Here is a 24,770-nt window from a genome sequence, read left to right on the forward strand (position 1 = left end):
CTTTTTATTCTGATTAATTTAGATTGAGTACTTCATTATCTCCGTAATTGTCATAACCTGATATTACTACCTTATCTCCTACTTCAAGCCCATCAAGTACCTCATAATATTCCGCATTTTTTCTTCCTAATCTTATCTCCTGCTTATAAGCCACCTGATTATCTGATTCGCTTACTACATAAGCCCAGTTACCACCTGTATCTTTGTAGAAGCCACCAACAGGTAGTAGTAAAGTTTCTTCTGCTGCTCCAAGTTCTAACCTGATTCTAACTGTCTGGCCTCTTTTAATACCTTGTGGACTTTCACCTTCAAAAATCATATCAACTTCAAACCTGCCGTTGCTTATTGTTGGATAAATCTTATTAATGGTTACTGAGTAACTATCACCAGAAAAGTTAAAAGTGCCCGACTGACCAACATCTACTCTAGGGAGGTATAACTCATCAATAGCTACTCTAATTTTGTAGTTATTCATGACATCAATCTGTCCTAATCTTTGACCACTCGTTACCGACTGACCTACCTCAAGCTGTGGTGTTGATAATTGTCCATTACGAGTTGCCTTAAGGGTTAGATTATCCAGTATATTACCAACCGCATCAAGGCTACGCTGCATTCTACTTTCTGAATTGTTCAATTGTCTGAGTTGAAACACTCTTGCAATAGAGTCATTTCTATAGCTGGTATATGTTAGTTCCTTTCTTTTTCGGTTGTAATCATAATTTTCTTTTACCTCTTCGAATTCTCTTTCTGAAATTAACTTCTGTTCAAAAAGCTTCTTAAAGCGTTGATACTGTGGCTGGAGAAGATTGAGTTGATAATCAATTTCAGCTAACTGAGCTTGCTGACTTAAATCATTTTGATCTAATAGCAATCTGGTTTGTCTGAGGTTATTGATTTGTTCATAGAGTTGCGTTTCTCTTTGCATCACCTCCAACTGTAAATTAGAATTAGTTAGGGTTAAAATGGTATCGCCTTGCTTCACCTGTGCTCCTGATTCCTTCATGATGCTCGCGATAATGCCACCTTCAATAGCATCCAGATAAAAAGTTTCACCAGGTTCTACATTACCGGTTACAGGAATAAAATCTTTGAACTCACCATTCTGAACTGTGGCAATTGTCAACCTATCCTTTTTTACATTAAGCGTGGATCTGTTATCTGCAAATAGTAATTGATAAACTACAAAGGAAATAATCACCACTCCTAAACCGATTGTTAGAATCTTCTTTGTGGTCCACCTCTTTTGTTCAATCTTCTTATCCATATATTTTAATTAAGCTGCTTGTGCAATTTTTATAAACTCCATTTGCCAACTAATATGCCAAATAATGTAAAACTGCTTCAAAATGGCATAAGAACAATTTGTTACTTTTTTTAGCGTCCAGTGTGATACGCATTCGTCCGAATTCGGACGAATGCCCTATTTTCTGAATTTTACCGTTTTAATAAAAATCGATCATTAATGACCGTAATCGGACGTTTTCTTCTATTTTTAATAAAAATATTAAATCTATTAAAAAGCGGTACATCATTTGAACAATGAGCTATCAACCTAAAAGCATTACAACAGATGAGCGATAAAACAGCCGGCAGTATTCTTATTATTGATGACAATCAAGATTTACTAAATGCAGCCAAAATATTTCTGAAAAGGCATTTTACAAGAGTTGATATTGAAAGTAAGCCAGAGCTAATCCCAACACTTCTTAAGAACGACAACTACGATGTCATTTTGCTTGATATGAACTTTACAAGAGATGTGAGTACAGGTCAGGAAGGATATTATTGGCTTGATAAAATATTAGAGATTGATCCTTCGGCAATCGTAGTTTTGATTACGGCTTATGGCGATGTAAACACTGCCGTTAAAGCGATTAAACAAGGTGCAACCGATTTTGTGCTCAAACCATGGGAAAATGATAAGCTGTTGGCAACACTTCATGCAGCCATGAAATTAAAGGATGTTAGCAATCAAAACACCAAACTCAAATCGCAACAGAAACAGCTATATCAGGATATAGACAGGCAGTTTCGTGATATTATTGGCCAAAGTGTGGCCATGCAAAAAGTATTCGAAACCATAAAGCGCGTTGCCAGAACGGATGCCAACGTTTTAATAACAGGAGAAAATGGTACCGGAAAAGAATTGATCGCAAGAGCCATTCACAGAAACTCTTATCGTGATGAGGAAGCCTTTGTAACCGTAGATTTAGGGGCGGTTACTGAATCACTTTTTGAAAGTGAGTTATTTGGCCATAAGAAAGGAGCCTTTACTGATGCGAAAGAAGACAGAGCCGGAAGGTTTGAGATTGCAGACAAAGGAACACTCTTTTTAGATGAAATTGGTAATATAACACCACCTCAACAAGCAAAGCTTTTAACAGCACTTCAAAACAGAAAAGTGACACGTGTAGGTAGTAATAAGGCAGTAGAAGTAGATATTCGCTTAATAAGTGCTACCAACATGCCAATTCTGGAAATGATACAAAAGGGTGAATTCCGTCAGGATTTATTATATAGAATCAATACCATAGAAATTCAGCTCCCTGCTCTCAGAGAGCGCACTGATGACATCCCACTCCTAGTAGATCATTATATTGATTTCTACGCCAAGAAGTATAATAAAGAAGTGCACAAAGCCAGTGATGCTGTTATTTCTCGCATGCAGAAGTATGAGTGGCCAGGTAACATTAGGGAGCTTCAGCATAGCATTGAAAGAGCTGTGATCATGAGTAGTCAAACTGTATTGCAGCCCGAAGATTTCTTTTTTAGTAGCTCACAAAAAGAAGATGTTAAATCAGGTAAGTTAAAGTTAGATGACTTAAACATTGAAGAAGTTGAGAAGCTGTTGATAAGAAAGGCTCTGGATAAAAATTTTGGCAACATCACGCAAGCTGCACAGGAGCTTGGGCTTACACGCTCCTCTTTATACAGAAGATTAGAGAAATACGGGCTTTAATTTAGGTTTTAGCAATAAACAGGCTTAAACATATACAGCATTAAAAAGACATACTCTTAAACCATAATAAATTGATACTTAAACATTTTAGCATAGGAATTATCGTCAGGCTAGTGTTCGTCTTCTTTGTGTTGGCGTCAATATCCTATCTTTTACAAAGTACAGATAGCTATCTGGCTTCTATTGTTTTAGGCATTATTCTGGTTTTTCAGTTTATAGAGCTTTACCATCATGTAAATAGTGTAAACTATAAACTGATCAGGTTTTTAGAATCTGTTCGCTATTCAGATTTCTCTTCAAGCTTTACTGCTGATAATAAAATGGGGAAATCTTTTAAAGCCCTTAACCTGGCCTTTAACGAGGTAACTGATGCCTTCAAAAAAACAAGAGCCGAGAATGAGCAAAGTTTGCTTATAGTATCCACTGTTCTTCAAAATATAAAAACAGGAATCATACAATTTGATACACACGGAGAAATAGGTTTGATCAATAGCATGTCGAAAAAGCTATTATTAACACCACAGGTGCGCAACATGGATGACATTAAGAAGACCCAGCCTCAGGTGTATGAAAAATTAATGAATATTCTTCCGGGAGATAGTGATTTGGTTGTTATTAATTCTTCAGTAAAACTTTCTTTAAACTGCACGGTAGTACGCATGGGTACGAAGGACTGGAAGATAGTTTCTATACAGAACATACATACTGAGTTACAGCAAAATGAACTGGAAGCCTGGCAAAATCTTACGAAAGTACTGCGCCATGAAATCATGAATTCTGTTACGCCTATTGCTACTTTGGTAGGTTCTATGACCGACATCCTAAAGGAAGAAACTCAAAAGGAAACTAATGGCTATGTCATTCCCGAAGAAGCTCATGAAGACATGATTCTTGGTTTGAAAACGATAGAAAACCGTAGTCGTGGATTAGTTAATTTTATAAATGCTTACAGAGATTACACGAATATTCCTGCACCTAAATTCACAGAGCTATCTGCACAACAACTTATTCAGTACGTTTCGAAACTATTAAAAGAAGAACTAAGCAGAAATAATATTACGCTCGAGCTTAACTTACCGGAGGCAGAAATCTTCTTATGGGCTGATGAAGAACAAATTCAATTGATACTGATTAACCTAATCAAAAATGCCAGAGAATCATTGAACGATACCATGAATGGCTTAATTAAAATAAAATTATTCGTGACTGAGCAGTGGAATTATATCAGCGTTGAGGATAATGGACCAGGAATAGTTCCAGAAGCTCTTGAAAGAATATTTATCCCTTTCTTTACAACTAAGAAAGATGGCTCAGGAATAGGTTTAGCCTTATCAAGACAAATTATGCAACTACATAAAGGGCAACTCAATGTTGATTCAAAGCTAGGAGACTACACTCGCTTTATCATGCAGTTTCCCAAAAAATAAGTTAATTATTACTGCTTTCTTTTAATAAAAATAAAGTCACCCCCTTCATCTCCAGCACCCTGAATTACACCAAATTGCGGTGTAGAAGGTGCATTATTCATCACAGGTTCATATATTCTGCTAAATATTGACGAAGCAGGAAGGAATTGGTATTCATTTTCATCCAAAGTTTTTAACAGCATGTAAAGAAAAAAGCTTTCATCAGGTACTTCTGTGAGGCTACCGCTTGTAATAGCTTTACGGCTTCTATCACGATAAAGCTCATTTATTTTCAATAGACTCATGCTCGATACTGCCCTTGTCTTAAATATACTACCTCCAAAACAAGCATCAGTTATTAAAAGTGTATGCTTTGAAGGAATGGCACTCACATAATCTTTAATGGTACTATTCGCTATCCAGTTTGCTCTACTTTCCGCTTTGGAATCAGAGGGTAACCAGTAACCAAAATCTTTAGCTTCATCATAAAAGCCATGACCAGCATAAAAGATTAATAAGTTGTCTCTTTCCCCTACTACATTGGATACTTCGTAAAAAGTATCAATTAATTTTGCTCTGTCTGGGTTTTTGAGGAATACCACATTTTCAGGATCGAAATTATACTTAGTTGTTAACACCTCATAAAGTTTGGTAGCGTCCTCAACAGGCTTATCTAAATTAGGCAATTTAGCGCCAGCATATTGATATTCAGAAATGCCTATTATAAGTGCGTGATATTTAGGTTTTTCAACTATACCCAGCTTTTCGGTTACTTCATCTTTAGGCGCTTCAACCACCTCCTTTTTGACTTCTGCCATCGCTCTGGATTCCTGTGTGAAGTCTACCTTCACCACATTACTTTTCCCTGAAATGGCTTGTGCATTAAGCTGTGAATTCATTAAAAAACTCACACCAATCAGTAAAACATATTTTATTAGCTTATTTACTAACATAACTTTTGAATAAAATTTACTTATTCCTCAATGATCAATTTGTTAATAAATGATTGATCTCCTTGAGATACTTTAATAAAATGTAGCCCATGTGTTAGCTCAGTAGAGCCCTTGTAGAGCGGTACATTCAAAAGATTAAGCCCTTCATTTACTGAATCAATAGATAAAGACTTAAACAGCTGCCCCTTCATGTTAAATATTTGAATCTCTATAGGCATATTTTTAGATGATTCAGGCACATAAAACTCCAAATTAACCTTATCCTTTGTTGGATTAGGATACATGGAATAAAACACCAAGTGGTTTACTTTAGTTTTCTCCTTAATATATGATGCATCACCGTAGAATATCTTAAAAGCTTTATTAGCTATATTTGAATAACTATAGGCGTTTTCAGACTTCATGTCAATAGCTCTCTCAGCATCCACATCCCATAAATAAAGATCTAACGGTAAATCAGCAATTAGGTCAGCGTCCCAATCCATATTGACTATAGCTGCTGATAAATTATTATCCACATTGAACGTCCATTCAAATTGACTCTGAGTTTTAACTATACTCATGCTTTCTGAATAATCAGCTAATTGTCTGGAATGATTTAACTCTAAGTATTCTTCTAAACGGGGTAAACTGTACTGATCATACTTGTCTGCTAAGTTGTTTGCATCTTGCCTCATACCTACCCCACCAAGGGCGTAAAAGTAATTACCTGATTGCAACTTAACTGGCAAAGTCCAGCCTTCACTTTGACCCAGTTCACGCGCTGAAGATGTGGCAAAATCACCTGTAGGAATTTTAATTTCTATATCACCACCAGAGGTATTATTCACAAAACCACCTGAAAAGGTTGCCAGAGTATTAATATCTACCCAATTACCATTATACCCTCTTAAAGGAAATGATATATCGTTGAAGGTCTGAACAGTGCTCCACGACACATCATATGGATATGGATTACCAATTTGATTCCATCCTGATTTTAAAACAATCTCATAAAACTCTTCAGATGAAGCTTCTACACTGGTTCCTGTCCCAGTATTCAAACTTGCCTGTTCACTAGCCAATAACCAATAGCCATTACCTGGTATTAATGATGAGGTTCCTGATAATTCAGAGTTTGCTCCATTTTGATATCTGAACATTCTCCACTTGGTATTATCATAAGGGCCAAAAGCATTTCCGAAAACATTGCCAACTGTATTATCATCGAGCAAGAGTGGTATAGATACTATTCTGTAATTAGACTGAGAGCTACCAAACGAATTAAACGGAATGCTTAAGCCCGAGCCCGTAAATATTGTTCTTACATTATAAGCTTCTGTGGTGATTGTATTGCCTAAGCCATTAGTAGCTTCAATTTTGAATTCCATCCCTTTATTTGATATGTCAGGTAGTGTAAATGAGTATTGATCTCCTGAGGCAGACATATCATTAGCATTCGCACTACTATAATCTCCTCTGTCAGGAGTAGTATAAATTATTCTAACAGCATTCAAACCAGATTCTGCATCCACTACTGTTAAACTCACAGTGTTAGATTCTCCCAAAACTACCTCATCATCAAAGGTTACAGTTCCTAAAACTGGTAATGTATTATCCTCAAGCGTAGTTGTCTGACCTCTTAGTGGTGATTCAATATTATAATTTATAGTTGTGCCTGAACCATTAAAGGCATAAATAGCATAGTGATAAGTATCTCCTGAAGTTAAATTGATATGAGAGATATTTGTAACTCCGGAGTTTCCTAATATTACCTGGTCTGTGTTACTTCCAACAAAGTCATCTAATTCGTAGGTTACGCCATCTTCGGGCACAAAATCAACAGCTTCACCATTTCTTCCTATTACCAAATAACCATCAGCCCCATTTGTTGAAAACAGCACCTTTAGGTTGTTAAATGAAACATCTTGAAAATTAATGCTAGTAGGTTGATTCGCTGGCTCAACCGCTAATGTTGAAGTGGCAAGAGTAAAATAATTTCCTGTTGAATAATTAGTAAAAGGTCCATCACCTGCTACCGTTATGATGTGATAAAAGTAGCTTGTTTCAGAGTTTAACTCAGATTCAGTAAAGCTATTAGAAGCCCCGAAAAATACCAGTTCGCTGTTACCGATGGTTTCACCAATAATATACTTTTCTCCGTCTGTCGGTACCTGATTCAAAGTTTCGACCTCACTTCTGAAAACCGCATAATTTTTCTGATCAAAAAATACATTTTGAATGCTCAATTGAGTTTCAGGAATGCTACCAACATTCCATGTAGCTCCCTCTGCCAAAGTAGGCCAGAAGTAATACATATTATTGTATATGTGCCCTCCGTTTATTGCTAGATTTGAATTAGGATTGTTTGCGTTATATTCAGTGTCACTTATATAAACATACTCTCTACTTTGTAAGCTGGCATAAGCATCTGCAACATTATAAGGTAGTAGATTAAAAGTACCATTCCTATCCTGATCTCTGAACGCAATATTCAACTGCACACCGCGATCAACATCCCATACCTGAAATGGAACGTTTACATAATCAGTATAAGAATAATTTGCGTCTGCTACTCCAAAAGTAGCATTTGCTGGCACCAAAAATCTATGTGCTTTTTGGCTAACTCCATTACCAAACCTTATAATGATTCTATTATTATTGCTATTTGGTCCTATAGATAAATCATTGTTTGGAAAGGTATTTCCAAAATTGACGAAATCAATAAACGACCTATCTCCTTTCTCAAAAACATAAGTACCGTTAGTGGTTTGATTATTTGCATTAAGCACATCTTCCCATGAAATGGATATATTGTTTTCACCCACATTATCCACAGTAGCTGAAGATACATTTGAAGAAACGTCTTCTTCAAGGGTAAAGAAATCGTATCTTACTTGAGATCCGTTATAATTTCTACTGCTAGCATTACCAGTATATGTAAGCAGATAAACCGCGTATCTTGTTTCTGATGATAAACCATTAATGGTAAATTCGCTTGATGTTCCATCATAACCAACAGTATAGTCACCAAATACCTGGCCTACAGTATAGTTTGACCTATTAAAGAAATTATTTAAAGTTGGGTTTGTATTTCCATTTATCGGAGCATATATAACCATGTATCCTTCAACATTACTATCTGAAGAAGGAATAAATGATCCGCTTAGGCTATTACTTGTTGAAGCTGTTTTGCTAAGTTTAGAGGCTTGCTCTGTTGGGTCGGCATCAACAGTTGTTGCCTCAAGTGTTGTTGTAAACCCTGTGCTGTATTTCCTTGACACTCCATCTCCATTATAGGCCCATATTCTATAGTAATATGTGGTATTAGGAACTAAAACTTCATTAGGATTGAAATCAGTAATTAGTGTGTCATAATTAATGGTATTAATGATATAAGCATCTTCGGCATTAAGATATTCGAAATTTGAATACTCAGTTCCATCAACCAGTACTTCTTGACTAACGAAACCATTACTGCTTCTTACAGCTATGTAACCATCTACAGTTTGGTCAGCTCTATCAAAGCTTAACAAAATTCTATCATCTTCAGCTTCATAAAGCTGAGCATTGGATGGGCCTGACTGAGGCTTTAAACCGAAGCCATTTTCTTTAAACAAATCATTAACATTGTAAGGCGTAATAGCTCTTGGGTAGATCTTAAGATCATCAATCAATCCATTCCACAATTCTAAACCATCTATAAGTGTTCCTACCCAAAAACTACCAAAAGTGTAACTCTTACCCTCACCGGAAGTACCTGCTAATTCATTATTGAGATATATTTTCGAAACATTACCATCATAGGTAGCTACTAAGTGAGTCCACTGGTTTTGTGGCATATCAATACCAGTATCTCCATAAGGGTCTCCAAATCTTAATTGTCCTAAATTATTAACTCCGAAGTAAGTTCTGGCACCCGATAGATCATCATACCAGGAAACTATATTTTGAAAATCGTTATTGCCTCCTTTCCAATTGACCCAAGCACTAATAGAGAAAGGTTGATTATCGCCAAAGCTCCAACCATATTCTAAATACTCGCCTGCAAGTTGATTTAGACTTAGGGCGCTGTCTGGACGCATAAAGCGATCCGCTGCAAATTCAGGTGTATTAGTACCAACAGGATCATTCCCTATAAATCCGCTTTTATCTAAATAATCTCCATCAAAATCATATTGAGCCCATACATAGTTAGGACCACCATTTTCATAATACAAAAAGCCAATATTTTCGTTATCCAGCTCATAATCATAAAACCTTACTTGATCAATTGAACCTGGAAAAAATTCACCTTGGTAGTATTGACTATAACCCAAAGAATAGGATAATGGTGAGGAAGAAGCACTCGCATTGAAAGGTGCGCTGTTTTGAGCGTATAAAGAGTTATCTTTATAGTAACTGATACCATTATCCTGATCAGCAGTAATAGCGATATGGCTCCATTTATCCATTTCAACTGCATCATCTACGGTCAGTAAACCATAATTCTTTCCTTGCTCTAGAACATAAATATATAATCTGTAGGTACCATTACTTTGCTTTTCATAGTATATGTAAAATCCATTAAGGCCATCATAATTCGTAAATAAAGTATAATAATTTAGCTCAAAATCTTCAGGCCGAATCCAGGCGCTAAAACTTAAAGTTTGCTTGATAGAACTTACTGATTCAGAGCCCTCTATACTCATATAATCATCAATACCATCAAATGCATAAGCCTGCTCATCATTTCCAAACCTGTCAAAAGAAGGGCTAGCACCAAAATTGGTTGGTTCTAAGAATTCACCAATATTATTGACTAAATCACCATCATTAAAGTCATAAGCTAATAATGGAGTACAATCAGAATCATCTCCATCAAAAACCCAGCCCTGATCTATTAAGATGTCTCGTTCCAAATCAGCAGAACAGTAAACCAATCCACCACCATTAAAATCTTGATCAGGTTGAACGGTTTGAGCAGCCCAACCCTTTAAGGTCTTATCGTAATTTGCTACACTAAGTCCAGATAAACTTAAAGAATAGGCCAAATCTGTCACTTGTGAAATATCCCAACTGCCTATATCATAATCGAAGTTAGATGCATCATAAAAAATACCCCCCATAAGCTGCAAACTTGCTGTATTCCAGTTACCAATATCATAACTGAATTCAGATGCTTCAAACATCTGCCCCATATTAGTAACATTGGAAACATCCCAACCACTTATGTCCTGATTAAAATCCGAGTCGCGAAACATGCCCTGCATTTCGGTTACATTAGATACATTCCAGTTACCTATGGGCTGATTAAAATCAGAAGCTCTAAACATCGAATTCATTGCAATCACACCGCTAACATTCCAATTAGATATATTTTGGTTAAAATTTGAATCGCTAAAGGTATCATTAAATTGCTCTGCACCGCTTACATTCCAATTACTAATATCAATGTTAAAAGTGGATCCAAAGAAGGTGGAGTTAAAGGTTTTAATATTACTCACATCCCACTCACCTATAGTTTCATTGAATGACGAAACATTAGCAAATGTCAAGGACATATCGGTAACATTCGATAAGTCAGGAATATCAGTGGCCAGATAAACCATGTTCTCACAATCACTAAAAGCAGATTCCAGATTTAACCAAGCTTGTGTTCCCCACTGGTTTAATTCGATCAACTTTAAGGGATCAAGTTCTGTAAAAGACTTAAAATGAGGATATATACCTTCAATTGTTACTACATACGTCCCCGCTGTTGCATAAGTATGTGTAATACTATTAGTCACATTACTATCAGTTGAGCCATCTCCCCAATCAACAGTGAAATTATAAGTATAATCTTCTAAAGTTCCAGTGTTAGCAGGTATGGTAATCTGATTGTCATCTGAACTGCCAGGGTTATCAGTTTTCCAGGTAGTAATAAAAGGAACAGTAGCTGATTTTAACTGAGTATTCTTTTGGTTTAATTCATTTTTGGTTCCTGAATTACTTTCTGATGCAGCTAGTATGCTCTGTGCATTTATATTTGCAGCAAATAAGTATAATATAATGATGCAGTAAATTTTTTTCATGTATCAGGAAATTTAATTTGGTTCAGGTGCTGAAGGTAGTGTTCCAGGTTCATCAGATCCCCCACCTAATAATAATACTGCGGCTGTTCCTGCTATAACTACTCCAGCTCCTCCTAAAATAAGACCAACTGGGAGTTTCTTTGCTATAGCAAAAGGATTGGTAGTCGAGCTACTTTCATCTGTTACCAACTGTATTTTATAATAGGAAGACTTTTCTCCGACTGGTACTTTGTATTTATAAGATTGACTTTCATTTTTCACCTGGCCAATGGTCTTCCATTTCACATCATTCTTCAGCAGGTTTATTGTTATGTCAGTTTGTGGCTTACCATCTTCCCACTGAATAAGTATTTGTTTTCCTGCCTTATATTTTGATTTACTTAAAGCCAGCGCATTAATAGGTTTGTAAGTAGGTGCAGGCGGTACTGCCCGTACTTCCATGATAAGTTCTCCTTTATAAGTACCTAACTCTTGTTTTGCCAGCCATTCTATTCTTTTGCCCTTTCCAGAATTAACACCAGGGCCTACATCACCTCTTACCATTCTAACAGGGTAAGTAAAATCATCTTTTGAAATATGTAGGTAAACAGTAAAGGGCTTATTGGCATCATTATCAATTAAATCGTAAGTGACAATAATAATATCTTGGTCAGTAGTTGCTTTTACGTTTTCAATTGTTTGACTAAACAGAGTTGATGAAAAAAAAGGTATAAACGCCAGTATCGAGCTAAGCCTAAATAGAAAGTGGCTAGTATAAGAGGTTAAAGTTGATAGCATGATTTTAATTTCACATTGAATTAAAACAATAAGTTCTTATCAATAAAGTGAAAAAAAATCAAAAAAGATATTTAATCAGGTATTATTCGTTGAATTTCAGTGATTTACGTAACGTATCACATATACGAAATATAATAAGGGCATTACATTATCTACTTGACTCTCTTTCTATAAGTTCTGCTTCAGTGAAAATCTGTCTGTTCATACTACTCTGAATTCCTGTTTTCTGAACCTCTAACAACATTTTAACTGATTCCCTACCCATTTTCTCCGGCATTTGTGTCACTGTACTCAAGCTTGGTGAAACCATTGTACCTACATCATCTCTTCCGAAACCAATTACTTTAATTTGCTCAGGTATTTTCACTCCCCTCTCTTTTAATTTATTCATAGCCGTAATAGCGATAGGATCACTCACGGCAAAAATACCATCCACATCACCACTTACTAAAATCTTGTCAATCCATGATTCTTTAAATTGAGATGTTTCATAACCGGTTTCTATAATCAATTTATCATCCACTTTAATACCGTGCTTTTCTAAAGCTGCTAAATAACCCTCCTTTCTTCTTCTACTATTTCTTAATCCTGAAGGACCAGCTAAATGGACTATTTTCTTGCATCCCTTTTCAATCAAGTGCTCAGTTGCAATTTTACCTGATTCATAATCATCAGCCTCTACCTGATTAACATGCTTAGCGTCTATCCCCCTATCAAAGAATATCACAGGAACTCCCTGCTCTTCAACTTCTTTAAAGTGATCGTAATTTTTTGTTTCCTGAGATACTGAAACCAAAATACCCTCAGCTCCGCTAGCGACTAATGTATAGAGCTGAGCAATCTCCGTTTCCATATTTTCATTTGACTGACAGATTACAACACGGAGTTCTTCTTTATTAGCCACTTCTTGCATACCACTTATAGCATGAGCAAAAAATGGATTCTTTAAGCTAGGAACTATTACACCAATAAGTTTCGTCTTTTTGGTTCTAAGAGCTGAAGCCCATGTATTCTTCTGATAGTTCAGCTTTTTAGCCACTCTACGTACCGCACGCTTTGTTTTTTCGCTGATGTTCTTGTTATCACTTAAAGCCCTGGAAACGGTTGAAGGTGAAACTCCTAATTCTTTAGCTATATCCTTGATAGTGTTACTCATATACTTTTCCTTAATGGCAGTTTAAAAAAGCACCTAATTTTATACTAATTACGAATTTTTATAATCAATTAACACATTAAAGAACCTTAAAAATTAAAATTTCATCAATTGATAATATAAAAACATTAAATACTAAGCTCTAAGACAAATGCATATACAAATTTTGATTGGCAATTTATAAACATAAAGTGATACTGGATTTATCACCTTTATATTCCTTCATAAGTTATGGTGGTGAAAATTAGATACGAAGAAACAATCGTAACATTTTTGAGCTTAAAAAAAGTTGAGAAAAGAAAATTTTAAAGCACTAATAAAACAAAAAAGCCATTCCGAATATTCGAAATGGCTTTTAAAAAGAGCCTCTTGCCGGGATCGAACCAGCGACCTACTGATTACAAGTGACCAGACATACGGTCTATATTGATCTTCAAAAATTCATAACTATTTGATAAACAAAGATATAAATAAATAATCGGAGTGATTAGGGTTCATCAAAAACCATCTTAAACCACAAAAGGTATTCAAAAAATGTTCAAAATGTCTTGATTCATTTGCCTGCTTAGTTTACTTTAGATGTAACTTAAAATAGCATTTTATGGCCAAATTGAACCTCATGCCCGATCCCAGATACAACAAAACAGACAAGTGTCCTTTGGTAATACGCATATCGCATAAAGGAAAACCGAAATACCTGAAGACCGGGTTTATCCTGAACTCTAAAGAATGGGACGAGAAAAGAAAGCAGATTAAGAGTTCTTTTACAAACTCGGTAAGAGCAAATTCAAAGGTCCAAAAAAAGATGTCGCTGGCGCAGGATGTATTGTCTGATCACCATGCAGTTCTCAAGGAGCTAACCGCTGATCAAATCACCAACCTGATCATACAGCGATTTGAGGAAAATGATAAAGAAAAACTGCCCCCTACCCACAACCTAGCACCTAAATCCCGAAAAACCACCCTCAAAGAATATGGAGAAAAGATTATTGCCCGCTATAAAAAAGCTAACCGCTTCGGGATGGTCGGTTCTTTTGAAGATGCACTGGTTACATTCTTAAAATTTCATAATAACGACAAACTTTTGCTTACCGATATTGACGAAACGTTCTTGGAAGATTTAGAAGCAGATTACCTCGGGCAGGGTCTCAAGCTGAATGGACTGGGTACTAAATTACGTGCAGTACGAAGAATTTATAACCTAGCCATAAAAGACAAGGATACCGAACTGAATGAGACGCACTATCCATTTGGTAAATCCGGCTATTCTATCAGAACAGAAAAAGCAAAAAAAAGGGCGATAAACCTAGAGGCCATTCAGGCTATCCGTGACTTAGACTACCCAATAAACTCCACACGATGGCATCACCGTAACTATTTTCTATTCATGTTCAATATGCGTGGAATGAATTTTATTGATTTAGCTTTTCTTCCCACCGATGCTATACAAGGAGATCGTTTGAAATACAAACGTACAAAAACCAAACGTGGAAACAGTGTTAAGGAATTCAATATCAAAATTACCGAAGAAGCCCAGTACATTCTGGATTATTATGCCGACCCGAAAAATGACAAGGGTCTGACTTTTCCTATTATGCGAGACGTAATTGACTCAGCCGACAAGGAGTATATTTATAAATTGTACCAGAATCGCTTGCGTAACCATAACAGACGGTTGGCATTTATAGGCGAGGCTGTTGGGCTTAAAGAAAACCTCACCACTTATGTAGCGAGACATACTTTTGCAACTGCCGGACTTCATAAAGGCATTTCCAAAGCACAAATTGGCGACATGCTGGGACATACCAACTACTATACTACCGAGGCTTACTTTGATGATTTTGATAAGGATGTACTCGATGATGCTGCGGATCAGATTTTGGGATGATGTCGTGCTGAAGTTAACGGAACAGCTTGTGAAATAGACTCTTTTTTCTTTCCAAAACCACGCTATACAAACTATCTCCCTGAGTGTTGGGGTTGTCAAATCTAATTTCTGCCACGGCTTGTTTTCTTCGAAATAAATTGAAGGGCGCTTTGCCAGGTCTTTTGTAATAGTGAAAAACTTCAAAATTATGTATGACCTTGTATTCAGCAAACAGTGTATCTAACGAAGGCACGTACAAACCGTTGAACTTAAGGTCTGAATTATTGAGGGTAAACTTTTTAGCTGGGATGGGTGGTAAATCTTGTTTTGATTCAATCAAATAGACAGTATCTACTGAGCCGGTTTGGAAAGTTCCGCTAGTGGATGACCTGACCGAAGAGTAGCTAATCAGGTTCCTTTTTAGGTTACCGACTTCCTTTCTTATTGTTTCCTTCAGATCAGCCTCCAGTACCAGTTTGGCGTTGGCGGCATCAATTTTTGCAATTTCAGCCCGGATACGGTTTTTTCCGGCATCATCTCGCCAGATTTCAACCTCTCTTTGCTTAAGGCTGTAGATTTCTTTAAAATCTTCGGTTTTCTGTTTCTCCTTTCTTAGAAAAAAGAAAAGTACGATAATAATAATGGCCTGGAGTATCCAGTAATACTTTTTGATGAAGTTGAAGATCGTGAGAAATGTCATGACTAGTTTCCTTTAGAATTTTCTGAACGGTCTTCTTTGTCCTTTAGCTCCAGCTTGATTTCATAGAGCAACCTGGTCATTTCTGAGTTAGTTTTGGAGAATTGAAGAAACAGCTTTTCCTGTGTAAGCTTGAGTTCAGCGTTATTTTGCTTTTCAGTTGTCACTTCATATTCCAGCCGGGCCAGTCGTACATTCACATTGACCCACATGGTAATGATCACGATAAGCAAACTGACCGAGCTAAAAATCAAGTGCCCCATATTCAGGGTGGTGTTCAACCGTATGATCGCATTATTCTCCTTCTCCATTTTCTTGTTCTTCAAAATTGTTAATTATTTTCTGTTGGGTGATGTTGTACTGAATACCCGTTACTCCATATCGGTTCTTGGTGGCCACTGCATAATTATTGGTGAAAGTGTCATCCACCTTCACTACTTCCAGGTTGATACCGGAATCAAACAAAGGTGCTGTACCTCCGCGTATGGTTCCTTGTGTTGTGCGCTGAAAAATGATGATAAAGATGGTGTTCGGGAACTCCTTTCTTAGCCGGTCAAATTCTGTGGACTTTACATGCAGCTTGTTCCAACTGTCAATGATGATTACTTCAAAATCTTTGGCAGCTTTTCTGATGGTATCAAATCCTTCCGGTAGCTGATCGGTGATAAAAATATTGTTTCTGTTTTCTGCTTCCAGGTATTCTTCCCTCATCCTTCTGACAAGATCAGATTTACGGCCAATCTCTAGGGAAAACATGGCTACTTTCATATCAATATCCGCAAATCCATTGGCCAGTTGATAACTGAAGCGGGTCTTTCCACCTCCCTGGTCACCCTCCAGAGTGATGGCCAGCTCAAACCGCTCCAGGTCTCCCATCAGTGTACCTAAATCACCTGCCAGCCTGAATGAATTTTCAGAGGGTGCTTCATCAATTTCATTCATGGAGTCAAAAATGCTCCTCTTTCGCTTTACTGTAAGCTTTGGGTTTTTTTCAGTTAAAGAAGGGGCACCCACTCCATTCAAAGCCTGCACCTTCTTAGCTCCTGATTCCAGCTCATTTCTCCATGCGTCATTGATGGTAATCCTGACTTTGCCATTATCTGGAAGTCCATTGTATTGCTTAATCAGTACTTCCTGTATTTTGGTAATGTTCCTTGCCTGTAATGATGACTTTCTGATTTGCTTGGTAAGAATAGCTTTCTGCAAGGATTTGATGTAAAGTCCTAGCTGATGCTTCGTTTTTGTCCGGTCATGCATTTTTAGGAATTTCTCTACAAACCTTTTTGCAGCATCGTTTCCCTGCTTCAGGTGGTTATTCAGTTTTTGAATGTAGAGGTCTATAGATTCGGTTACAGTGGGATCCTGTTTGTACCAGGCATTGGCCTCCAGGAAGAATTCATGTCCTCCTTGAAGTACTTTGGGCAGGGTTCGTAGATTGACTTCCTGAATTTTCTCTGAATAATTGTTGATCGAAATCATAAGCCAAGGATAGGCCATTTCGCCAATGTACTTTCGGGTTGATTCGGGTTGGGTTACAGTTAGATTTAATCGGCTAAAATAAGATTTATTTTTAATGCCCTAGCCCGGACTTTCAAGAGATCAGCAACACCATTCAATTCAGCTTTAATCGGATAATTAGCCGTCAGCACTTCGGTTTTAATTTTATTCGTCTGCTTTGTTACCGCCACACCTGTTTGTTTTGTAACAGTATGCCATTTATGTTTTTTGGTAAATTTTTCCAGTACATCAGACGGGTAGCTACTCAGTAGAAACTTTCCTTTGACCTTGCTTAGGACATCAAGTAAGTCTGTAAAGTCTTTTTCGGTGTAGCCTTTATAATGGCCCATATCTGAATTGAAGTATGGTGGATCGCAATAGAAAAAACTATCTGTAGAGTCACGGCTTCTGATAACCTGAAGAGCATCATTGTTTTCAATGTCCACCATATCCAGCCGGTCTTTGATGGCTTCAGTAAAAGCAAGCTTCTTATTGACGAACCGCTTCAGGGTGCCATTGCTGTTTCGCTCATAAGCATAGCCACCAAATATCCGGGAAGAAAAACTCATATTGGTCTGCACCCAAAAAGCCCAGGCCCGTTTGACCAGATCAAATTTACGAGCGCTCTTGAGGATTTCTTGTGCCTCCCGGTGTACCTGCCTGCTGTGTGGAGTGGACTGAACCTGCTTTTCCAGTTTATTAAAATCAATGTGGCATACCCTGTAGAAATTAACCACCTCTCCATTGAGGTCATTGATTACTTCCATTTCTGAGGGTTCTTTGGCAAAGAAAACCGCTGCTCCTCCTACAAAAGGTTCACAGTATAGTTTGTGCTCGGGAATGAGGGAAAGGATCAGGCTGACCAAACGTTGCTTTCCACCATAGTAGGTAATAGGGGTCTTTTTGACAAAATCAAGGTTTCCCAATGGTGATTCTAGAGTGCCATTATTCGATTTGTACTGCCCTTTTGGTTTTAAACTATTCACGATATTTTCGCCAACTACATGTACTACCGGTACACTCACCGCATTGCCCAACAACTGATATCTTTGGCTGTCGCTGATCTCTATTGTTTCCCCATCCAGTATTCCTTTGCTTGTCCAGCCATCAGGAAAACCCTGGAGCCGCTCACATTCCAAGGGTGTGAACCTACGGATCGTTTTCATGTTGGTTAGTAAATTTTCCCGCTCGGTATTGGTAGTTAAGGCCCCGGTGATCCCATCTTCCCGTACTTCAAACTCCCGCTCTCGGAATGGTGCATAGTCTTTTCCTATCTTCTGGTTCTTTCTCCGGATGGCTTTGGCTTTCTCTGTTCTCACAGTACGCATAGGATGCCATTTTTCTAGCAGAAAGTTATGATCGTCAGATTGGGTGATACAATTGGTAACTCCTGCTTTTCGGATATTGAGGTTTTCTCCCTTTTCATACTTCTTACCTCTCAGGGTGAGGATGTACGGAGAGTAATTCCCACTCTCTCCAACCTTGGTGTTTATTGTCGGAGCAATGTTGGCTTGTGTGATGCTTTCATGGCTTTTTTCAACCGCTTGATGATTTGTTCCGATAGGAAATACTTCGGGCCGGGCTTGGCTTCTAAGAGATCCGACAAGGTACACCCGCTCTCTGTTTTGAGGTAGAAACCAGGATGTATTAAGCAGTTGCCATTGGAGGTCATAAACCCCAAGGTCGGCAAACGCCCGCAGTACGATTTCAAAGTCTTTGCCCTGGTTACTGAAGAAAAGTCCTTTGACGTTTTCAAAGATAAACAGACGGGGCTTGAGTTCATGGAGTATTCTAACTGCTTCAAAAAAGAGTCGGCTTCTTTTTCCTTTGATCCCTTTCCTTTTTCCAGCAATGGGTAGATCCTGGCATGGAGATCCGAACGTGACAATGTCAGGTGGTTCAATTTTTCCTTTTTTGACTGTTTCAACGGGTCCGGCATGGATGGCTTGTTTAAAGTTGTATTGGTAGTTGGCAATGGCATATTTGTCAATTTCACTGAAGTAATGCTTTTTAAATGAAAAACCAGCATCAGACAGGCCTTTGGGAAACCCGCCTATACCGCTGAAAAGATCGAGTAGGATTAGCCCTTTCATATCAATCTTTTTCATTTCTTTCTGGCAACCTTTCTGGGTTTCTTCTTTGCAGCCACCAGAGGGTCAAGTACGTCTTCCACATTGTGCAATTCGGTAATTAGGACCTTACGAATGGTATCGGACTGACCGATGGAATTATGAAAGCTGATTTGCTCGGTCAGGTGCCGCTGGTAACACTTTAATGCTTTGATGATGACTTCATCCTGTTTTGTCCTGGTCATGATTTCTTTGTTTTTTTGAACATTATTCATATCGTACCGCATCGGTGGCTCTGCGCCTGAAGACCATCAAAGCGTGTTCCTCTGACTGGCCGAAAACAGGTGGAAGTACATACTCATCAATCTTTTCAGCTATCTTGTTGAGCTCTTGAGTTGGCCAGCCTGCTTCGTTTTGTGTTGCCAGAACAAATAACAACCCTCCTACTGTTAGGAGTTGTAAGGTGTGATGGATGAAGGTTACCACCATCGGCAATGGAGCGGCATGCGGATAATCCGGATAAAAATAGTTGTGGTACGGTGGCCAGCCAATGGCGAGGGCGAATGGATAACCAGGTAGATGGCTTACCTTATGATACGAATCAGTTGATGGCCATTCAAAAAGCGTCTCCAGATGAAGGTTCTTATAATGAACCTGCGAACTGATCCTGTGATACTTATTCTCAGCCTGGAATACAATGGCATTCTGGTCTGACTTGTAACCATGATGCTTTGCCAGTTTCCAAACCAAGTCATTCAATTCTTCAGTGCTCATCACTGGATGCAAATGCTTCAATATTTCCATACCAGGCCGACTTAAAGCTTACCGGAATTCTTTAATTCACGGGTAGCCCGCTGAATGGCTTTTGTCCAGGCCTCACCCTTTTTCCGGGTACGCTTGGCATGTCGGCTAATCATTGTCACTCTCTTAGTATTGGCTGTTTTACCGGAAGTTGATCTTCTTTTAGTTGTCTTCTTTCTTGCCATGATTGCTTTTTTTAACAATCATAGCACAGATCAGAAAACTGCTTTCGGCTTGATTCGGGAAAAGGAGTTTTATGAATTATTTTCGTAGCAGATCTAATAATCTCTCAAACTTAGATTTAGACTCCCAATGATTAAGCTCTTTTTTCAGAGTTGTTTTTTGCGAGACCTCCTTCTGCAATGCGAGATCAAATGTTTTTAAATTTCTCTGGGTTTTTCTAAGCTGTTGATCTTTAAGCTCCAAACCTTCCTTCAAAACGTTAATTTTATCTTGACTAATTTGAATCCTCTGTTTTAATGCTGTGATTTGTTCTTCACGTTCTTTAAGAGCTTCATTTTCTAAATATTTGGAAGTACAGGTATCAATCCAGAGATCACCGTAAATCTGTTTAGAAAAGGCATGTTTCATTATATTTCTCAGTTGGTCTTCTTCACGCTCTGATACCTCGGAAGCTGTTTTTTTAATCTTAAGCTTTGACCCGATCACAACCTCTGCCATGGACAATCCTTTTTTTTCAAAATCAATGATTTTTTGGCCTCTTAATTCATTGGTTACATACACTTCCAGAATCAATATTCTGTTCCATTTAAGTGCGAGCCATGCTGGCTTTGAGAAAAGCACGAGCAAATCAACAATGTATTCATTGTCATTTGCTGTTGTACGATGTTCTTCAAATATTTGGTCTGCTTCAATGTCAATATCTACTTTCTTGTAAGGCTTAAACCGTTTATCGGTAAGTTTAAGGTGTAAGGTACGTAAGTTAGAGATGACCTCCTGAGCCAATTGATGCGCTATGGTCAAGCCTGAAGAGCCTTTTTTATCATCGGGTATTTGTCCCGGATAAAACCTGAATGTTTTCTGACGTTGATTGAAAGTGAGTTTGTAACTATTAGGGTCTTTTTTAAGGTATAATGGAAAATTATGCTCCTTAAATTTTTTGTAATCCAACTCAGACATATGTATTAATTGCCACCTGGTCACGGTCTCCCATTCCCCATCCTTGAAATTATATGCCCTGAGTTTACTTTGTATCATTTATTAATTTTCATATAAACACCCCTCTTATTTATTTGCGATGACTTTAGTGGTTATTCCTCCGATTTCCTTGATATAATTTTCAGTTACCCCCAGAAGTGTCAGGATATCATCAGTTACGTTGGTCTTGGATATGCCAGGCTGCACAATATAAATCTCGTATTTCACTGGAATTTGCTGTTTTACGATTGACAATAAGTTTTCCAAATCGTCTAATGTTCCTTTTTCCAAACGTGAGCACGATGCCCCTTTCCTTGTTTTTGGTTCCCTGCGTAGTAAATGCGAAATGAAATCCCTGCCCTCTTTGTGTTTCCAGTGAACGGATTTTTGAGCCTGACCACATACTTCATAAAGGTTTTTAATATTATTAGATGCCTTCCCATCTACAGCAAATTTTAAATGATACATTTTCACCTCAAGCCTGTCATCATATAATTTTAATGCAAGTACATCCGCAATTTCCCCCGAATAATCGTCATCATATATAATGTCAAAATCTTCCTTTTTCAAATCTTGAATGACCTTGAATTGAATGGAATTGGTCACTTTTGGATCTACCTTTTGTGCCTCTTTACTGATATCCACTCCTGTCCAATCCCATGCGATAATGTTTTCTTTCGGATAAGGGGCTATAATTTGTTTTAGATTATAAAAGACATTGCCTGTTAGTGAAGAGCCATCGGCAAACCAAACAGTTGGTACAAACTCTTCAAAGAACTTATTAGCTACCACACGGTTTGAGCCATATTCTACTTCAATATTGGCTTTGGTTTTTTGAACGATTTTAAAGTCTGGGTATGCCGTATCGGTTTCAGTATTTTCAAATAGCACTACTTCAAACTCGGCAGAAGTATGTTCCGTGACAAGAGCAAACGTGATATTGCCTTCATCGGAAGGATTTGTTAGCGCTAATTCACAATTGGCCATATCATAAAGGGAGCCATCCACTAAAAATCTAAACCTACTCTCATGGCTCATATACATATCAACATCCCAGTCTATCCACACAGGAAAAATTGCAGGGCGCTCAATTACCAGTTTGGGAATTAGAGTTTCTCTAAGGATTTGATTTGGGTCTAACTGATCATTAGCGAGTTTTGCTCCAAGATTTGTGCACCACTTTTTGTAGTGGCCTATGTCCCCAGCCAATTTAGTCCATATCCTCCCTTTGTAAGAGCAACCGATGTTAACGGGCTCTCCATTTTCATATCCAACTCCTACAACAAAAGCCTTTTCCCCTTTTTGTCGCTCTGCTATTCCTAATGCTTCACCAACGTCACTACCTACACTCATCCGGAAACGAATGTCCTTCCCCAAAAAGAGCCGTAAACCCACGTTGTGAAGTTTTGTGCGTTGGATATTGTGAAAAGCTTTAAATACGTTGATCTTATCAATCATCTCAGCATTTTCACCAATCACAGCCTGAGCCAGCTCCTTATAAAGACTGCTGTTATCGGAGCTATTTATAAACAAAAGATTGTTTTTCGTCTCCCAATAAACCAATATCAATTTCCAATCAAGCGCATAAATATTTTTATGTTATACCCAGTCTAATTCCTGTCTTTTGGCTGTAATGAGTACAAACATTTTTTCATCATGATTTATGTCAAAGAATTTATACTCACAGTCTTTAAGGTCGGAAATGCCTTTTTCGTAATTCCTCGGATTCCAGGTGGTAGTATTATTTTTATATGCTACCGTACTCAGTTTGGGCTTGATATTTTGAAAGGGAATATTTGAATCAGCCAGTTTTGTAAAGCCTTGCAATAAATTTTTGTAATCTCCTTCTTCTTCAATTTTAGCATGACTTATATCCGAAAGAAGCCTGTTCCAGTCTGCATCTCTGGAATACAGATCTTCCAGCTCATCTTTCACTTCCACATTAGCTATATTGGCTATAAAGCAAGCGTTGCCTAACTCCTCATCAAACTTGGTTCTTGTAAACCTCCCTGCAAACTGTAGGGTTATGGGCAGACTTTTTCTTATATCATGAAAGGCAGCTATTTTAAGTTCTGGAAGATCAAACCCTTCTCCAAGCATATCCACACAGATTATAATCCTGGATTTCTTCTCAATAATCTGGGCATAATTTTTTTTGAAGTCTTTAACCCCTGAGTATAGAAGTGTGGGGTTTAGATCACCTTCAGCCTCGTATAATTTATAGACGGCTCTAGCCCTTTCCTTATTGGCACACCGAGCCATAAGTATATGGTTAAAACCATTTTTCAAATCCTCTCTCAATTTGTTGATTGCAGTTTCGGCAATTATTCCATCAGATTTTTTAGGGTTGTACTCCCTAATAGGTAGAAATTCAATCTTTTGAAAATATCCCTGATCCTGAGCTTCTTTTAGGGGAAAGTTAAATATCATTTTTCCCTCTATTCTCTTGCCATCATTGCGAAATGGAGTTGCCGTGTATTGAATGATTTTCCTTGCATCAAAACACTGTGCAAAACCATCCCAGGTTTTAGCTTTTACATGATGCGCTTCATCAATAAAAAAATGGGTACATACATCTGATATAGCATTCTGTTGGTCCTCGGGTAATGAAGTCAGAATGTTCATGGTAGTCACCACTACATTGCACTGTTCAAAAAAATCATTGACCTCATTTAAAGTAGAAAACCGCTGCTTGATAATACCTACTATGGGATAAAGGGATTTCTCTCCAACTACTCCGAAATCTTTCAGTAGACCCAATGATAGAAATTTTCCAGATATTTGATTTCTTAACGCATCGGAGGGTACAGCTACTAAAAGCTTCTCACAGTGATTAGCAACAAGGGCCGAAAGCATAGTCTCGGTCTTACCAGTTCCTGTAGGAAGCACTACAATACCTGACTCTAAAGGCATTTTTAAATGCCCCATAATATTATAAAGTGCACCCATTTGTGGTGTCCTTAACCCATTGGTATTACTTGTTGCGTCCTCTTCTTTAAATTGAAAATCATTTTTCCACGATCCTATAACCTGACTTGTTGAATGGTTTATTAACAAGGGGTGTTTTAACCATCCTCTAATTATAAAATCTTCACTGTTGAGTATCTCCCTGGTTGGTTTCCTGTTAATTAAAAGGATAAATTTCTTATCAGATAATTGATTTCTGTTACTGGTTAAAAGAATTGATTTATCACCTACCCTGATAGTCACAGTATTTCGGTCACTTTCAACGATGTTGAAATTTGTCTTCTGCTCTGGTGCCAAAAACTGTTTTATTATGTTTTTATTTCCTGGCTTGTTGTAGATTACTCTTTCTAATCTGGGTATAATTATTTCTGGCATCAATATTTTAATAAAGGTTAGTTTCATAAATCTATGAAAATCTTTTTTGGGTT

The 24,770-nt window shown here is 37.7% G+C and carries 18 protein-coding genes; 3 read left to right on the forward strand and 15 right to left on the reverse strand.

Going from position 1 to position 24,770, the window contains the following annotated elements:
* Window positions 1-13: 13 nt before the first annotated feature.
* A complete protein-coding gene (locus tag JKP34_RS17555) occupies window positions 14-1,267 on the reverse strand; it encodes an efflux RND transporter periplasmic adaptor subunit (RefSeq protein WP_201924441.1) in 1,254 nt (417 codons plus the stop codon).
* 306 nt (window positions 1,268-1,573) lie between these two features.
* Here JKP34_RS17555 and JKP34_RS17560 point away from each other — a divergent pair, with 306 nt between their 5' ends.
* Window positions 1,574-2,962 carry a sigma-54-dependent transcriptional regulator gene (locus tag JKP34_RS17560; RefSeq protein ID WP_201924443.1) on the forward strand — a complete coding sequence of 463 codons (1,389 nt, stop codon included), beginning with the start codon at window positions 1,574-1,576 and terminating at the stop codon, window positions 2,960-2,962.
* Between the two features lie 71 nt (window positions 2,963-3,033).
* Window positions 3,034-4,389, forward strand: coding sequence for a sensor histidine kinase (locus tag JKP34_RS17565; RefSeq protein WP_201924445.1), 1,356 nt, complete (start codon window positions 3,034-3,036; stop codon window positions 4,387-4,389).
* Window positions 4,390-4,397: 8 nt separating this feature from the next.
* Here the strand turns inward: JKP34_RS17565 and JKP34_RS17570 are convergent, their stop codons facing one another.
* The 4 genes from JKP34_RS17570 to JKP34_RS17585 all read right to left on the reverse strand — a co-directional run bounded on the left by JKP34_RS17570 (window position 4,398) and on the right by JKP34_RS17585 (window position 13,289).
* On the reverse strand, window positions 4,398-5,321 hold the full coding sequence (locus JKP34_RS17570) for a caspase family protein (protein ID WP_201924447.1): 924 nt from the start codon (window positions 5,319-5,321) through the stop codon (window positions 4,398-4,400).
* A 20-nt stretch (window positions 5,322-5,341) separates the two neighbouring features.
* Entirely contained in the window at window positions 5,342-11,356 is a 6,015-nt protein-coding gene (locus JKP34_RS17575) for a BspA family leucine-rich repeat surface protein (protein ID WP_201924449.1), read from the reverse strand.
* 12 nt (window positions 11,357-11,368) lie between these two features.
* A complete protein-coding gene (locus JKP34_RS17580) occupies window positions 11,369-12,133 on the reverse strand; it encodes a hypothetical protein (protein WP_201924451.1) in 765 nt (254 codons plus the stop codon).
* Between the two features lie 148 nt (window positions 12,134-12,281).
* Window positions 12,282-13,289, reverse strand: coding sequence for a LacI family DNA-binding transcriptional regulator (locus tag JKP34_RS17585; RefSeq protein WP_201924453.1), 1,008 nt, complete (start codon window positions 13,287-13,289; stop codon window positions 12,282-12,284).
* A 616-nt stretch (window positions 13,290-13,905) separates the two neighbouring features.
* Between JKP34_RS17585 and JKP34_RS17590 the strand changes: the two genes are divergently transcribed.
* A complete protein-coding gene (locus tag JKP34_RS17590) occupies window positions 13,906-15,174 on the forward strand; it encodes a phage integrase SAM-like domain-containing protein (protein ID WP_201924455.1) in 1,269 nt (422 codons plus the stop codon).
* 13 nt (window positions 15,175-15,187) lie between these two features.
* Here the strand turns inward: JKP34_RS17590 and JKP34_RS17595 are convergent, their stop codons facing one another.
* From JKP34_RS17595 to JKP34_RS17640, 10 genes are all read right to left on the reverse strand, one after another.
* On the reverse strand, window positions 15,188-15,853 hold the full coding sequence (locus JKP34_RS17595; RefSeq protein ID WP_201924457.1) for a hypothetical protein: 666 nt from the start codon (window positions 15,851-15,853) through the stop codon (window positions 15,188-15,190).
* Between the two features lie 2 nt (window positions 15,854-15,855).
* A complete protein-coding gene (locus JKP34_RS17600; RefSeq protein WP_201924459.1) occupies window positions 15,856-16,161 on the reverse strand; it encodes a hypothetical protein in 306 nt (101 codons plus the stop codon).
* The gene (locus tag JKP34_RS17605; RefSeq protein WP_236665061.1) at window positions 16,145-17,329 is read right to left on the reverse strand and encodes a hypothetical protein; all 1,185 of its coding nucleotides are present in this window, start codon (window positions 17,327-17,329) and stop codon (window positions 16,145-16,147) included. The genes JKP34_RS17600 and JKP34_RS17605 overlap by 17 nt, the downstream gene beginning before the upstream one ends.
* 65 nt (window positions 17,330-17,394) lie before the next feature.
* Complete coding sequence (gene dcm / locus JKP34_RS17610; RefSeq protein ID WP_201924470.1) at window positions 17,395-19,455, reverse strand: DNA (cytosine-5-)-methyltransferase; 2,061 nt, start codon at window positions 19,453-19,455, stop codon at window positions 17,395-17,397.
* Complete coding sequence (locus JKP34_RS17615) at window positions 19,452-19,703, reverse strand: hypothetical protein (protein WP_201924472.1); 252 nt, start codon at window positions 19,701-19,703, stop codon at window positions 19,452-19,454. The genes dcm and JKP34_RS17615 overlap by 4 nt, the downstream gene beginning before the upstream one ends.
* A complete protein-coding gene (locus tag JKP34_RS17620; protein WP_201924474.1) occupies window positions 19,684-20,202 on the reverse strand; it encodes a hypothetical protein in 519 nt (172 codons plus the stop codon). The genes JKP34_RS17615 and JKP34_RS17620 overlap by 20 nt, the downstream gene beginning before the upstream one ends.
* Before the next feature lie 29 nt (window positions 20,203-20,231).
* On the reverse strand, window positions 20,232-20,402 hold the full coding sequence (locus tag JKP34_RS17625) for a hypothetical protein (RefSeq protein ID WP_201924475.1): 171 nt from the start codon (window positions 20,400-20,402) through the stop codon (window positions 20,232-20,234).
* Between the two features lie 76 nt (window positions 20,403-20,478).
* Entirely contained in the window at window positions 20,479-21,435 is a 957-nt protein-coding gene (locus JKP34_RS17630) for a hypothetical protein (protein WP_201924477.1), read from the reverse strand.
* Window positions 21,436-21,462: 27 nt separating this feature from the next.
* Window positions 21,463-22,770, reverse strand: coding sequence for a hypothetical protein (locus tag JKP34_RS17635; RefSeq protein ID WP_236665062.1), 1,308 nt, complete (start codon window positions 22,768-22,770; stop codon window positions 21,463-21,465).
* A gap of 204 nt (window positions 22,771-22,974) precedes the next feature.
* Window positions 22,975-24,744: a DEAD/DEAH box helicase gene (locus JKP34_RS17640; RefSeq protein WP_201924481.1), complete on the reverse strand. Its 1,770-nt coding sequence runs from the start codon at window positions 24,742-24,744 to the stop codon at window positions 22,975-22,977.
* Window positions 24,745-24,770 lie beyond the last annotated feature (26 nt).

The sequence above is a fragment of the Marivirga atlantica genome (assembly GCF_016734805.1).
Lineage (GTDB): Bacteria > Bacteroidota > Bacteroidia > Cytophagales > Cyclobacteriaceae > Marivirga > Marivirga atlantica.